Source organism: Paraburkholderia sabiae (genome assembly GCF_030412785.1).
Lineage (GTDB): Bacteria > Pseudomonadota > Gammaproteobacteria > Burkholderiales > Burkholderiaceae > Paraburkholderia > Paraburkholderia sabiae.
Window position 1 is genome coordinate 256,451 of the sequence record NZ_CP125298.1, and the last position, 13,208, is coordinate 269,658.

The 13,208-nt window shown below is 60.2% G+C and carries 15 protein-coding genes; 8 read left to right on the forward strand and 7 right to left on the reverse strand.

Annotated elements, in window-relative coordinates:
• Positions 1-8 precede the first annotated feature (8 nt).
• The 7 genes from QEN71_RS43895 to QEN71_RS43925 all read right to left on the reverse strand — a co-directional run bounded on the left by QEN71_RS43895 (position 9) and on the right by QEN71_RS43925 (position 8,207).
• Complete coding sequence (locus QEN71_RS43895) at positions 9-1,148, reverse strand: PRTRC system protein F (protein ID WP_201657673.1); 1,140 nt, start codon at positions 1,146-1,148, stop codon at positions 9-11.
• Positions 1,149-1,244: 96 nt separating this feature from the next.
• A complete protein-coding gene (locus QEN71_RS43900) occupies positions 1,245-1,463 on the reverse strand; it encodes a PRTRC system protein C (RefSeq protein WP_201657671.1) in 219 nt (72 codons plus the stop codon).
• Positions 1,464-1,472: 9 nt separating this feature from the next.
• The gene (locus tag QEN71_RS43905) at positions 1,473-1,955 is read right to left on the reverse strand and encodes a PRTRC system protein E (protein ID WP_201657669.1); all 483 of its coding nucleotides are present in this window, start codon (positions 1,953-1,955) and stop codon (positions 1,473-1,475) included.
• 95 nt (positions 1,956-2,050) lie between these two features.
• Positions 2,051-3,727, reverse strand: a complete 1,677-nt coding sequence (locus tag QEN71_RS43910; RefSeq protein ID WP_201657873.1) for a PRTRC system ParB family protein — start codon at positions 3,725-3,727, stop codon at positions 2,051-2,053.
• Positions 3,728-3,983: 256 nt separating this feature from the next.
• Positions 3,984-4,232, reverse strand: coding sequence for a hypothetical protein (locus QEN71_RS43915; RefSeq protein ID WP_201657667.1), 249 nt, complete (start codon positions 4,230-4,232; stop codon positions 3,984-3,986).
• On the reverse strand, positions 4,229-7,348 hold the full coding sequence (locus QEN71_RS43920) for an SNF2-related protein (protein WP_201657665.1): 3,120 nt from the start codon (positions 7,346-7,348) through the stop codon (positions 4,229-4,231). Before QEN71_RS43920 ends, QEN71_RS43915 begins: the two co-directional genes overlap by 4 nt.
• Positions 7,349-7,409: 61 nt before the next feature.
• The gene (locus tag QEN71_RS43925) at positions 7,410-8,207 is read right to left on the reverse strand and encodes a hypothetical protein (RefSeq protein WP_201657662.1); all 798 of its coding nucleotides are present in this window, start codon (positions 8,205-8,207) and stop codon (positions 7,410-7,412) included.
• Between the two features lie 648 nt (positions 8,208-8,855).
• Here QEN71_RS43925 and QEN71_RS43930 point away from each other — a divergent pair.
• The 8 genes from QEN71_RS43930 (at position 8,856) to QEN71_RS43965 (ending at position 13,162) form a co-directional block, all read left to right on the forward strand.
• The gene (locus tag QEN71_RS43930; RefSeq protein ID WP_201657659.1) at positions 8,856-9,227 is read left to right on the forward strand and encodes a hypothetical protein; all 372 of its coding nucleotides are present in this window, start codon (positions 8,856-8,858) and stop codon (positions 9,225-9,227) included.
• Positions 9,224-9,502, forward strand: a complete 279-nt coding sequence (locus QEN71_RS43935; RefSeq protein ID WP_201657656.1) for a hypothetical protein — start codon at positions 9,224-9,226, stop codon at positions 9,500-9,502. Before QEN71_RS43930 ends, QEN71_RS43935 begins: the two co-directional genes overlap by 4 nt.
• Positions 9,499-9,777 carry a hypothetical protein gene (locus tag QEN71_RS43940; RefSeq protein WP_201657653.1) on the forward strand — a complete coding sequence of 93 codons (279 nt, stop codon included), beginning with the start codon at positions 9,499-9,501 and terminating at the stop codon, positions 9,775-9,777. The genes QEN71_RS43935 and QEN71_RS43940 overlap by 4 nt, the downstream gene beginning before the upstream one ends.
• Positions 9,778-9,803: 26 nt before the next feature.
• Positions 9,804-11,015, forward strand: a complete 1,212-nt coding sequence (locus QEN71_RS43945) for a DUF1173 family protein (RefSeq protein ID WP_201657650.1) — start codon at positions 9,804-9,806, stop codon at positions 11,013-11,015.
• Positions 11,016-11,073: 58 nt separating this feature from the next.
• Positions 11,074-11,547, forward strand: a complete 474-nt coding sequence (locus tag QEN71_RS43950) for a hypothetical protein (protein WP_233472046.1) — start codon at positions 11,074-11,076, stop codon at positions 11,545-11,547.
• A gap of 53 nt (positions 11,548-11,600) precedes the next feature.
• Positions 11,601-11,930, forward strand: coding sequence for a hypothetical protein (locus tag QEN71_RS43955; RefSeq protein WP_201657647.1), 330 nt, complete (start codon positions 11,601-11,603; stop codon positions 11,928-11,930).
• 58 nt (positions 11,931-11,988) lie between these two features.
• Positions 11,989-12,381 carry a DUF7682 family zinc-binding protein gene (locus QEN71_RS43960; RefSeq protein WP_201657644.1) on the forward strand — a complete coding sequence of 131 codons (393 nt, stop codon included), beginning with the start codon at positions 11,989-11,991 and terminating at the stop codon, positions 12,379-12,381.
• Between the two features lie 106 nt (positions 12,382-12,487).
• A complete protein-coding gene (locus QEN71_RS43965) occupies positions 12,488-13,162 on the forward strand; it encodes a Lar family restriction alleviation protein (protein ID WP_201657641.1) in 675 nt (224 codons plus the stop codon).
• Positions 13,163-13,208 lie beyond the last annotated feature (46 nt).

Below are 13,208 nucleotides of genomic sequence, written 5' to 3' on the forward strand. Positions count from 1 at the left end.
GAAAGCTCCTATGTGCTCACCACCAGAGCCAGAAGGCGATCGAGGTGATGAAGCATGCGTAAGGCAAGGCTCCACTGCGCGTACTGCTCGCGGATACCCTGACGTGTTTTGGAAAAGGAAATGAACCGGCTGTACTCCGACGCCTCACCAGCCTGGTATTCGTTGTTGATGTGGTCGTCGAGCATTTCGCCGGTTCGTTCCGTGTGTTCAAGAACCAGCGTGCAACCCGAATAAATCGGCCTTGCGTCGTAGCCGGCCATGAAAAGCTCATGCTTGCCTGCGCGCCGCAGCAGACGATGCAGGGCAACAAGCTCCCTGCAGACGTTTGCAACCATGTCCGTCGAGACGGCGTGCAACTCCAGCAGTTCGCGTTCGGCCAGTGCCGTCAGACGGGCTCGCCTTCCCTCGATTTTCGTTGGGACGCGAACCTCATCTGGACACAGCTCCGGCCTGAGGACAGAGGGCAGATAGCGACGCGACTGCTCCTCGTCGCCGTACATCTCCAGAAGCCACTCGAGCGCATCCTCGTCGGACGCGCTCTCATCGCCTGCCCAGTGCATGCAGGCCGCTTCACAGAGGAACCACCCCGGCGTACGGAAAAGCACCGTCTTGCCCGACACCCGGTCAACGAGGTTGAACAGCGTGTAAAGCAGGAGCGGATGCGCTTCCCTGAGCGGTTGAGCGAGCACACCTATCTCGTGCATCCACTCGTCGGTCAGCTTCACGCCCAGATGTAGCGGCGAGTCGGGTTTGAACTCCTCCCGGTCGTACTGGTGCTGGATGACATCGTTCACAGCGTTCGTGTCGAAAAGGTCCAGTCCGAACGAGATCATCTTCGTCGGTCCTGACAACTGCCTTCTCGCCCACGCGAAAAATGCCTGCTGGAACGCGTCGATCGGGCTTGCCGGATCGGCCACATCAGATGCGTGCAGAGGACCGTGACGAAACTGCGCGAGCACGACCGCATCAAGCGACGCGTCCGAGCGCCAGCGAAGTGTTGCTTTTGCCGGGATCTCCGCAGAGATGTCCGGCAGCGTCAGAACACAAGGGGAAGATCGATGTCGGGCAGCGGCAGCGCATGCCGGTTGCCAGGACGCGGTCGCGTCCGCAACGACGTGTCGATCAGCGAATGAAGGATCGAACAGCATTGGGAAGCCTCATCGTCGAATAAAAAAACCGCCCTCTCGGGCGGTTCCTGATTGAACCCGTTGACCGGGTCGGCAAGAGCCTTGAGCAGCGTCTGCTTACGCATACGCACCTTTGGCACCCGCCGCACGGACGAACTTGTAGGTTGCGATATCGCGCGACATATCCGGCCCGTCGACGGACGCGGTCGTCAACTCGGGATACTGCGCCGAGTAGAGATCGCGAACTTCTTCGGGCGAGAACGTCGGGCCGGGGTCCGGCAATGCGACGCCGTTATAGGAGAACTCGCGAGCAAGCTGGTTGACGGTGATCGACATGGCGGCTCCTCAGAAAAGGGACGCAAGGTCGGTACCGTTCTCAGCCGGCGCAGCAGACGGTGCCGAAGCTACGCCCGCAGCCTCATCGTTCGAGGCTTCCGGTTCGTCGGACGACGATTCATCTTCATCGTCGCCGCCCACATCGCCTGAACCCGCCGACGACTTCCCTGGTGCCGATGCTCTCGCACCCTTGCCCGCCAGCGCCTTGGTCGCTTTCGTGACCTGCGCTTTCTGGGCTTCACCGAGAATCGCCGTGGTTGCTGCCACCTGTTCGGCCAGCGACGCATGCGCGCCGCTATACGCCGCCAGATGCTCAGCAAAACCAGCGTCAAGTTCCTCAGCGCTCGCCGTCATGACGAGGGGCTGACGCAGGGCGGTTTCTTTCGTCTCACCTTCCGGCATGACGAAAACCACCATCTGATCGCCCTTCATCTTGATCGACAGCTTCAGCGTTGAGCACGCCTTCAACAGCGGTTGCAGTTCAACAAACATAGATACTCCAGAAATAAAAAAAGACCGCCCGAGGGCAGTCCAGATAAAGGAAGAAGCGGAACAGGTCCGCTTCGGTCGATGCGCGCGATGCGCGGTTAGAACTTCAGAATCTTCGGGATCTTGCCGGTGTAATCGAAGTCCTTCACGGCGAGCAGCGCCTCGATGACTTCCGCCTTCGATTTGCCAAACACCTTCTTGAACTCCTCGCCCAGTGCGGCGCGGATGCCCAGTTCGTCGGCCACCACCATCATTTCCGACTTCGTGATCAGTTCCAGAAACTCCTTGCAGAGCTTCCAGTGCCGGGTGAGATCGAGACGATGATGGCGGCACAGACCGGTCAGCTGATGGACATCCAGACCCTGAATCGCGGAGACGGCGATGCCCGTCAGGGCATGCGCAACCTTCTCGTCATCCGCGCTCACAACCGCTTCCGCTGTCTTTGCGACATCGTTCGTGGTGATCTTTTCGTCGGTCAGCTTTTCCCAGATGCCCTTCAGCGATGAATCATCCACGCAGCGTGAGTGACCGGCCAGCGCCATCGCCAGCAGATATCGCTGAGCAAGCGCCGGATTCGAACCGACCTCGCGGCGCAGGGCTTTACGCCACAATGCAACGCGATAGGTCTTGATCCGGTCCGACTCGGCAACGACCGTCGCCGGCGGATTGCTGGTCGTAGACGGTTTGGCGGAGCCAGCTTTCGCCGGAGCCTTCGCCGTCGCGCCCGCTTTCGCGTCCGCCTTCGCATCGATCTTCGGTGCCGCCGCGGCCTTCGCGGCTTGCAGCTGCTTTGCCACCATCTTCATGTTGCAGACGGTGTCGAAGCACTGGCCCTTGTAGACCTTGCCGGTCGAATCGGGCAGACCGCTCACCGCCGCGCCGTAGTTCTGGCACGCGTGACAAGCCTTGGCCTGCTCTTCGCCCACACCCTTCGGCCCCTCAACAGCAAGCTGGATACGGGTGTGGTTGTCGCCAGCGCGCACGATGCGCACAACCGGATAATCATCGCGAAGGCCCGTAGCAACAGCCTCCAGCTGCTTCTCGGTCTTCTCGTTGAAGCAGGTCCGGTTCGTACAGTTGCCCGTACTGATGGACTCGCCGAACATCTCGCCCTGATTGGACGAGTTGTGCTGGCATCCAGCGCAATCGGTCTTGTCGAAGATCGCTGCCGCCAACGAACAGGCAACCTGTTCGATGGTCTTCTTCACTTCGGCGACCGGCTTTCCTTCCTTGACGATGACAGGCAGCAGCTTGTCCTGCGTTTCCTTGGGAAGCGCGGCGAGGAGCTCCGCGTGACCAAGAAGGATCGTCCGCGTGGTGAGCGCCTCCAGCACGCCCGCGCTGCAGTTCATGAGCGCGAGTCGCTTATCGAGCGTGGTACGCGTCCATCCGAAGATGCGCGCGACCTCGTCGCGATCGCCTTTGCACAGCCCGACCTGCTCGGCTGCTGCGATCGCTTCTTCTGCAGGCGACATATCGGCGCGCTGGACGTTTTCGATGATGGCAAGCTGTTTTGCCTCGACCTCATCGATCTCCTTCACGACGACGGGGATCTCGTAGTGTTCGCCGTGCGCCGCCATGGCTGCCTTGTATCTGCGGCCGCCAGCAACGAGCGCGAAACCGCCGTCGGCGAGCGTACGAACGATGACCGGCTGAATAACGCCTTTTTCGCGGACCGAAGCCGTCAGTTCCTCCATCTGCGCGGGATCGAAATACTTGCGCGGATTGACGGTGACGGTGATCTGCTTGAGAGCGAGGGTAGGTTGCTGTTGCATTGCGGGTCTCCAGAGAGGGAACCCGCCCTGTCGGGAGAGGTTCCCGAAGGGTTGAACAACATAGGCCGGAATCAATCGGCCAGGTCGATGCGTCAGAGACGCGGGTAATGACGCAACGATACCGCCGCGCTCGTGCGTCTAATTTCGCAAAGCTCGCGTAAACGCCGTCTCTTTTGCATAGGCAGAAAAAAACCCGGCGCGAAGCCGGGTTTGTTCAAAAGTACGGTGCGCGCGTCCTGCCGGACGCCGCTTCCACTCAATGCGAAGTAGCGGCTGCCTGCTCTTTTCGCGGGCGCGAAAGCAGGGTCGTTACTGCCCCTGAAAGCGCCCATTCGCCGAACTGCTGTTCGTGGGCCGAATGCACGAGCCGATCGAGACACAACACCTCAACGCCGTCCACCTCGACCGTGCCGAGAACGTTGGCCAGCACGGCGCGGTTCGATCCTTCCCGCTTGACCGTCACCACACCTTCGCCCACAAGAACAGACACTTTCGATTCCTTCATGCCGCCTCCTTCAGAAGTTTGCGCATGTCACTGCCCGTGCGGTCAGAGAGCAATGCGAGGTCATCAACAAAACGGTCCAGCAGCGAATCCATATGCAGGAACGTCTCGTCCTCGAGCTCCGGCGTCGCCCAGTCCAGTCCAGCCTGTGTCGCGTCTCGCTTGTGCGCCACCATCTGGTCCTGATACTCGTCGATACTTCCAGGGAGATGGAAATACAGCACCTTCAACGTCCCCTTCCGGTTCCAGCGCAGCGCGCGCCGCATCGCCTGATACTCGATGCGCCATGTCCACGACCGGTCATAGAAAAGGATGTAGTCGGCATTCGGCAGGTTGTAGCCCGCGCGGCCCGACGCCTTGGTTGCCATCAGCCCCGTCGCCAGCCCGGTCAGAAACCGCTTGTCCTTGTCGGCCACGCGGCGCTTGATCGGAATTTCGCCGTGGAAAGGAACTGACTCCACGCCGTGCGACTTAAGCTCCCGCGCAAGCAGATCCAGCACGCCCGGGTTCTCTGCGAACACGATCGCCTGCTTGCCTTCCGCCGCGATCTCACGCATGCGCGAAATGACTGCGCGCTGCTTGCTCGTCAGGCCACCGATCCGATCGACGCCTTCCATCCCGTACTGCGGATAGTTGGCGGCGAAGTGCACCGCACGAATCCGCGCGAGGATCGTGACGAGATTGCATGCTTTCCGGTCGTCTCGCGACGATCGATACCAGTCAGCAAACTCGTCAGCCGCACGCAGATACGAAGCCAGATGACCGCGATCCCAGTCGACCGTTTCCACCTCGAACTCCGGCGGATCGATCCTGATGTACTTCGCGACCTCCGGTTCGGCGACGAGTCGGCGCTTGATATGCGGCGCCAGCATCGCGCGGTAGCCGTGCAGATTGCCGATCTTTGGCACCTCGCGTTTTGCCCCTTCCTGCAGGCTCTCCGCAAACTGCCACGTCACCCACTCCAGCACGACGAAGTCATCCCGGAAACGGTCAACACCGCGCATCGCATACTCGACGGTGTTGATCCAGTTCTCCTCCAGATAGCCACGCCGGTACCCATACGGCTGGGCCGCCGTTCCATCGCCACCTGAAAACGCGATGAGACCGAAGGCGTCGCGCGGATAATTCGGAATCGGACTGCCCGTCAGCACGTAGCGGCGTCGCGCGGAAAGCTGCCAGAGCGCGCGGCTCTGATCGCTCGTCGGATTAGCCAGCCGCTCGCCTTCATCGGCTACCAGGAGGCCGATGCGTCTTCTCAGCCGATGCGCGTACGTGACGCGCGTCGATACGGCCTTGTCGACAGGCATGCGTAACCGCTCATACGAGATCAGGTTGAACCGTCGCAGATCGTTCAGGTCCGCACCGCAGGTAATGACTTTCACGTCATCCATGCTGATTGGCAGCGTCGCGATTTCAGTCATCATCTCGTCGATCAGACGGGACTCAACAACGATTAGACCGTGCATCACCCCTGAGAGGAGGATCAGCGCGATCGTGAGCCGCGATTTCCCACAACCCTGCTCCCACGCAATCACGCAGCCCGACGGCTTCAGCAAGGTTTCGATCAGATCGTCCGTCTGGAAACCCCAGTCCAGCCATTGATCGATACCCAACACTTCGACCATCGAGCGTATAGCTGCGGCCTGCTCCGGAAAGCGCACCGACAGCCCTTCGTGCACGACTTCCCACCCTTCCGAAACGTTGTCGATCGCAAACCGCGCGTTCAACTCATCGACAGACAGGTAGTACGTCGCGCCCTTGAGCACGTAGCGATACCGGCCGTCACCCTCACGGTCAAAGCTGACGGTGTCTCCAGCTTTCACCAACGGACTCGCCCAGAGCGACGCATCGACCTTGTGAGTCTCGCGCGCTGTGCCGCTGACGTGATCCGATGATCCCGCACCCGTCGTCCACGCTACATGTCGCAAGGGTGTCGCCTGTCGCACGCTTCGTCTCGCGCGGCGTACGAAGTGCTTCAGAAAGCCCGGTCCAAACTGGGGTTCTCCTCCGACACCGCGGATGCGGTCCAACAGCCCGTCGAGCGCCGCACGCGGATCATCCTGCATCAAGTACGTCTCCAGATCGAGCAGCCCCTGCCCCGCGTATCGAAAGCCACGTGGCAACCGGTGGCCGTCACGCGAGTAGATGCGATCAACGTACACGCTGTTGAGCACCATCGCCTCGTTGAAGCCGCAGGCGAACCTGAGCCGGATGCGGCGACCATCGTGCGAGATCACAACCGACTTGTCGCCTGTGACCGGACGTGTGATGACGGGAACGCTGTCATCGAGCTTCTGGAAACGCAGCCGGGGTTGGCCGAAACCGCGATCATCGAAATGCAGCTTGAGGTTCGGTGCGGGAGCGCCGAGATCGCTGACGACATCCCGCACGAAATCCGACGGACGATCGCGGTACCGGTCAAACACCACTACCGCGGTTCGCACGTTCGCGCCCTCGGATCTGAACGCATCGGCTGGCAATTCGAACAGGCCGGCCGCGCGTCTTCGCAAGCCGTCACCCTGCTCGCCCGCGATCATCGCCTCTGCCGTTGTGATTGGCAGCAGCGCGACCACGATGTCGGCCGCATCGAGCGCCTGATGGACGGCGTAGTCGTGACTGAGCGCACTGGTGTTGGCGCCATATCGGCCCCACGTCGTGCACGCCAGCGGCTTCAGATGCGGCGATTCGAGGTGAATTGAAAAAGGCGGATTGATGATCGCGAGATCGAAGCTCACCGGCTGGATGTCCTCCATACCGGCGAGCTTGAATTCGCATTCAAACCCCGCGTCCTCGAATACCTTCTGGCACCGCGCGATCACGTCGGCATGCACATCGACGCCGTATACCGCGTGTCGCTCGGGATCCGCGAACTGCAGCAAGCGACCCGATCCCACCGAGTTGTCCAGAACACGGATACGGCGATTGAGCTTCCAGCCGCTCACAAAGCTCCACATGAAGGCGGCGATCGCATCCGGGGTGAAGAATTGCCCCAGATGCAGACGTCGCGCAGCCGCCAGCTCACCTTGATGCGCAACAGGTGCCGCCTGCGAGCCGAGACTGAGAATCGTGCGCAGCGGCGCGTACCAGTCTGCCTCAAAAGAAAACAGATCTCTCTGCATGAATTGCATCCTCAAATGAAAAGACCCGCCGAAGCGGGTCGTAAAGAAATGCGTGACGGAATCAGTACCGATCGCGCGTTGCGAGATAGTCGGCGCCGAACTCGCTGATGAACAGTGAGAGCGCGTCACCGACCTGATGGGAAAACTTGAACTGCCACTTCTCGTTGAACATCACGATATCGAGGCCCTGAAACGAGACCTTCTCCCGAGTCTCATACTCGTAATCAAGGAGTCGGCCGTGCGCCAGCACGGAGGCCAAGGCATCGAAACCAGCGTGAGACGCGAACGCTGCGAGACCGCGCATCAATCCGGCGACCGTCGACTGGCTGTTATAGGTCGCCTTGCGCAGACTTGAACGGAAACACGCCTCACTCCAGATCCGGCCTTCGAGCACGATCGCGCTGGTCGTCCGCTTTATCTCCGAATTCGGACGAATCCCGAATCCATCGATGAGCAGCTTCGCGGCCTGAATCAGACCGATCCGCTTGCCGGCATCGCCGCTGAATGTGCGTTCGAGGTGCGACCAGAAGGCATCGAAATCAGGACATTCGCCAGCTCTGAGTGCGCCGCGAATGTCCACCGAAGCGTTTTCGAGCTCCTTGTCTTCGTTGATCTCCAGTCGCCCGCCCGGTGGCGAAAACTGCGCGATCGCCTTGGTCACCAGAACGTGCGCGAGTCGGCCGCAGAAGTCCGAAAGCTCGCGCTCCGTCTTGTAGTCGGCTCTCGACTCGGTCGCGCGGTAGACGTATTGCTCGCCGCCGCGCGGAAACAAGGCCTCTTCCACCGCGGCGACTTCGAGATAGGCAGCCGCTGCCTTGTTCTGTGCATCCTTGAACTGCCGAACCAGTGCTGTGTACATAGGGTATCCCTGTGGGAATGCGACGGGGACACCGCACCAGAGCGGGAGTGGTCCCGTCTGGGTTGAAGAACGTGCCGCGAGTGCGGACGTCGTATGAATGCGCCGAAGCGCGGTCAGTCGATGCGCATATGCGCGTGTGATGCGTGAACGATACTGGCTTCACAGCGAGGCAACGGGCTCGAATGACGACGTTTTCGACATGCCTCTTCTTTGCGGCCCGCGAGCGTTGTCCACAATTTCTGTGCACAAGGTTGTGGATAAGACATCTCCACCGGCACGGCGCAACGTCCCCATCTGGGGTGACTACGAATCGGTCAGCATCGACCACCGACTCCTTCATGCGAGCGTGAGTGACACCCCAGCCGGCCAAGCTTCTATTACACGTAATGGCTAATCCAGAAGAATGGTCACGTTTTTGGTATGTCTTTCAGCCGATGCAATTACGTTCAACTTTCATTTTTCGCGAAATGCGAGAGCCAGCGCAGCGGGCAAAGGCGAGCGATTTCCTGCGTCTTTTGCGCAGCCGTCCCTCTGGTTGCAGCCGGAAAATACGCGTAACGCCTGCGAACGCGGCACTGGACACCGCCAACGATGAAACTTAGTCACCGAGCCACGCTATCCATCCTTGCCCTCGCCGTTGCCTCGTCGGTGGGTTCGATCGGACTCGCAGGCCTGCAGTTGAAGCCGCGGGGTGCGGCTGCCGACGTCATCACCAATACTGCGATCGTCGCGGAACTCAATGGCGTTCACGATGCCCTGAAGGACATTCCGGACACAGTGCGCAGCGGCGTTCTTGCGCGTCACGGGATCAGCTCGGAACAGGCATTGGCCGATTCACTGGAAGCGCAACGCACCCACCTGGCGCAGGCCGAGCAGGCACGCGCGCTGGAGTTGCGCACCAACGACAGGAGATCCGCGATTCTGCTGGTTCTCACGCTTTTCAACGCGTTCGCGGCGGCATTGGCTGGAATCTCTCTATACGAAGCCTACCGGGCGAATCGCCGCCGAAGCGCGCCGTGATAGCTCCCGATGAAATCAGCAGCCTGCGGCCGTCGACGTTCTATCGCGTCCTGACGCGCGGTATTCCCCTGTCCGACGGCTACTTTCCCGGCCTGCTACTTGAACGTATGTTCATCCGGCAGATCGACGTCGAAGGCATAACGTTTCTCGAGTTCCAGGCGATCGGCGGCTCCCGTCTCGTCCACGACGCCGCATCGATTGAGCGGATTGTGCCGTTGGGGCGCGCTCCACGACAAGCCGATACCCTGCGACACCCCGCCAGCGAGCAGTCATGACGACTATTTACGTGGAATTCTTCGACCATACCCTGGACCCCAGAGGCACCCGCGCTGGCGCGAAGCCGTCGATGGGTATGCCCGACAGCTGGCTCGATGCCCTCATTGGAGACGGCCACGTTGAGCAACGTGACTACGTTGCGCCCGGCGTCCTGAAAAGCATTACCGCGCGGTTTCCGACACATGCGCATCGCGAGCAGTTCACATCAGCCGTGCGTGAGGTCAGCAAGCTCATGGGCACGCGCGCGGTCGTGCATGGCGATCGGACGTGGTAACAGGACAACCTCACAACGGAACTGACATGGCACACATAGCGTTCGACGGATTGACCATTCCTCTCGAAGAGATACAGGACAATCCGGCACGATTCGCCACGCGGCTAGAACGGGCGAAAAAAGTCCCGGGATATGCGGTGTGCTGCTGCCGGCCATCGATTCCCGGCAAGCCGTTGCGCCTTGTCGTGCGTCGCTATGGCGCACTCTTTCATCTCGCGCGCTGGCCCGACGAAGGCCATCTGCACGACCGTCACGGGTGCGCCTTCTTTGCAGAGCAAGGTCCTCTCGAAGAATCACCCGGGCGCGCGCACGACGCGATCCGAAACACGCCCACAGGCCTGAACGCGAAGCTCGATGTTTCGCTATCGGTACGCACAGTCGCTACGGTGACCCGTACGCCCAGCACCGAAACCACCCGTTCCAATACACGTCGTTCGGCACCGCTGCTGGGTTTTCTCAATCGGATCTGGATGGACTCTGGCCTCAACCAGTGGAAAGGAGGCCCGCAACGCAACTGGGGCACATGCAACGCGCAATTACTGGCGCTGCTCGGCGAAGGAAAGATGAATGGCAAGCCGATTCAGGACGTTCTGCATGTGATGCGCCGATTCGAGGAAGCTGACCAGGCGACCTTGAAGGCCGAGCTTGACTCCTTTCTCAGTCGCATCAAGACTTCGAAAACGGGCTCTGAGCGAGGTGTCGTGATCGCCGAGGTCAAGACGATCGATCAGTCGAAGTACGGCTTTGTCGTGAAGATCCGCCAGACGTTCGAGACGTTCTTCGCGTCGAAAGATCTCATCGAGAAGACCGCCGCCTCCTACCGGCACGCGTGGCCGATGATCGGCAAACCGGAGGCCCGGATCGTCGCGGTGCTTTTGCTTGAGCGGACGAAGGACGGAAATCTTCGCGTGATCGATCTTGCCCTTCAACTTTGCAACAGTTCGTTCATTCCTTGCGACTCAAGCTACGAGGTCGCGATGGCCAACCGTCTGGTTGAAGAGCACCGCCGCTTCGTCAAGCCGATGCGGCTGACCGACGGCGACGTCATGCTCCCGGACTTCCGCCTGATCGATACCACGCCGGCGACGGCAATAGAGGTCTATGGCATGGAGTCGAACGACACCTACCGTGCCCGAAAAGCGCAGAAGCAATCGCTCTATGCCCAAGGGGACGAACCGTGCGTCGAATGGGTGCCGCCCGCGCCTCTCTCTGCTGTGGTCCTGCCTGCCGCGACTTGACTCCGCATCTTTGCCGGATACGTTTGTGCGACCGAACGCACTCTTTGGAGGATCACAAATGACATCCAATTCTTTTTTCCTGCAGCGCGCGATTCCGTGCGACGCAGACTGGCACGTAAGCTATCCGGCACTCTGTATGGCAAGCTCGACCGATCCCGTCGACGAGCGGCGCAAACAGATCGTCGCGGCCACTGCCGACGACACGAACATTCGCATGGTGTTCTTCAGTTCGCTCGGCGCGATCCTGGACTTCCAGGCGTCATGGGATGAACTAGATGCGGCAACGCAAGGCTGGCTCGCCTTCACCACTCGCTGGAATCGCTGGTGGTTGCGCGACGTCACTGCTCTCACTGCAATCGACCGTCACGCGCACCCGCCTTCCGACGTCCGCTTTGTCAGGGGAAACGTCCCGTGCATCCCGACCGACACGAGCGCGTTTCGTCAGTATCTCGACTCCATTGAATATCACTACCGGCGCGACGAATCCATCTCGCGAATCCTGTTCGCGCCTGATGCTGCCGTAGCTGCTTAGGTGGTGCATCGCGACAGACCGCATCGCGCTGCATTCTTGAGTGGCAACACCTGATGGGCGACAACACCGGTTCCGTTATCCCTTTTTCGCGTGCGCGCGTCACTACGGACGATCGCAAGCATCGTCCAGGCGAATGCTCGCACCACCACATCAAACTGGATACGCACGGAGGCATTGTGACCTGCCGCGACTGCGGCGCGTCGCTCACGCCGTTCTGGGCGCTCAGGATGCTCGCTGACCAGTACGCACTCGCAGTGGCCCAGATCGATCGGTTTGAAGACCGCGTTTCGAGAGCGGACGCACGCATTCTCGAACTGTCTCGCGAACTCGACCAGCGCGTCGAGACCGAAAGAGCACGAAAAACGGCACCAGACGCGCCTTGACGCGACCTGCTGCCGTGATCGAATAGGACTCTACTTTCTATCACAGGAGCATTTCCTCATGAAGCGCACGTTCGACTGCGGCCACACCGGCAAGGGCAAGTATTGCCACGCGTGTGCCATGCTCGCGAGAACCCAAGAAAATGCACGCGCCGCGCGCGAAAGCAAACGATCCGAAAAGACACGCGCTGCCAGCATGGACCCCATCGACCTTTCCTGCGTAGATCATCTGGTTGCCGTTCAGAGAGAGGCACGCGGTCTGCTATTACAGGTGCAAGACGGTACGCATCCGTTCGCGCTCAAAGGAAAGCCGATCAAGTCCTCCAAGGGACAACTGGTGTCGGTTCCTGTCGGGCGATCGTATCGTCTGATGTTTGATGCGAACACGCTTGCTCCGCTCGAGCTACTCAGTCACGAGAGCTATAACAAGGTCGTCGACACTCGCGCTCTCTGATTTGAGCGTTCGCGATGACCGATTTCTAGCAGTTTTGTGCGATTATCACGAGCAGAAAGACGCATCGATTTACAATAGCGTTACAGATCTCGACCGAAAAAACGCAATGACTGACGAACTATTCCCCTGCGACCATTGCGGCGGCAATTGGGCTTTCGGATGGTCCCAACGCGTAATCAACCAGCAATCCAAACCGTTGACGGACTGGTCTCAACTCGGCAGCAACGCCGGCCGTGCGCTGATCATGGACGACTTCGAGCCGCGACCACCTTCGGATCGACCAACCGAATCCGTCTGCTGCATCTGCTGCGAAGACTGCGGGATGCAGACACCATGGTTTCCCATCGGCGACGACAAGCACGCCGCGCTGGATAAGGCTGGCAAGGTCTGGAATCAGCGTCTGAACCGGCCGGCAGCCACAAAAGGCGACTTGCTGGACCTCGTCCGCAAGGAGATTTCGCCCGTCGACGTGCCTTATATCCTCGACCTTCTGGCCCGAACCAACGAGGATTGGGAAACGCGTGGTCCGATCTTCGCTGCGCTTGCACAAAAAATCATCGACGGAAAAATCACCGCCCGCGATTTCTGGCCAGTCGAACCAGTGCTGATGGACGCCGCACGCTACCGCACACTTCAGCAGCTCGCCCGCTTCGTCTACATCGATGGTGTGGCATCGGTACAGTTCCCGCGAATTCTCGCGACCGGCGGCGACGAGGAATGCCCTTTCGAGACCCGCGTTTCGCTCGCTGTAGACGATCTGCCTGAACGCAATCGTTGGTGACTTGACTTTACGCAGGCGGCGCCATACTGGTTCCAGGTCTCTCCCG

Excerpts from the sequence above, each read along its gene's own strand:
- QEN71_RS43895 (WP_201657673.1), bottom strand. The coding sequence starts at position 1,148 with ATGCTGTTCGATCCTTCATTCGCTGATCGACACGTCGTTGCGGACGCG.
- QEN71_RS43900 (WP_201657671.1), bottom strand. The coding sequence starts at position 1,463 with ATGTCGATCACCGTCAACCAGCTTGCTCGCGAGTTCTCCTATAACGGC.
- QEN71_RS43905 (WP_201657669.1), bottom strand. The coding sequence starts at position 1,955 with ATGTTTGTTGAACTGCAACCGCTGTTGAAGGCGTGCTCAACGCTGAAG.
- QEN71_RS43910 (WP_201657873.1), bottom strand. The coding sequence starts at position 3,727 with ATGCAACAGCAACCTACCCTCGCTCTCAAGCAGATCACCGTCACCGTC.
- QEN71_RS43915 (WP_201657667.1), bottom strand. The coding sequence starts at position 4,232 with ATGAAGGAATCGAAAGTGTCTGTTCTTGTGGGCGAAGGTGTGGTGACG.
- QEN71_RS43920 (WP_201657665.1), bottom strand. The coding sequence starts at position 7,348 with ATGCAGAGAGATCTGTTTTCTTTTGAGGCAGACTGGTACGCGCCGCTG.
- QEN71_RS43925 (WP_201657662.1), bottom strand. The coding sequence starts at position 8,207 with ATGTACACAGCACTGGTTCGGCAGTTCAAGGATGCACAGAACAAGGCA.
- QEN71_RS43940 (WP_201657653.1), top strand. The coding sequence starts at position 9,499 with ATGACGACTATTTACGTGGAATTCTTCGACCATACCCTGGACCCCAGA.
- QEN71_RS43945 (WP_201657650.1), top strand. The coding sequence starts at position 9,804 with ATGGCACACATAGCGTTCGACGGATTGACCATTCCTCTCGAAGAGATA.
- QEN71_RS43950 (WP_233472046.1), top strand. The coding sequence starts at position 11,074 with ATGACATCCAATTCTTTTTTCCTGCAGCGCGCGATTCCGTGCGACGCA.
- QEN71_RS43955 (WP_201657647.1), top strand. The coding sequence starts at position 11,601 with ATGGGCGACAACACCGGTTCCGTTATCCCTTTTTCGCGTGCGCGCGTC.
- QEN71_RS43960 (WP_201657644.1), top strand. The coding sequence starts at position 11,989 with ATGAAGCGCACGTTCGACTGCGGCCACACCGGCAAGGGCAAGTATTGC.
- QEN71_RS43965 (WP_201657641.1), top strand. The coding sequence starts at position 12,488 with ATGACTGACGAACTATTCCCCTGCGACCATTGCGGCGGCAATTGGGCT.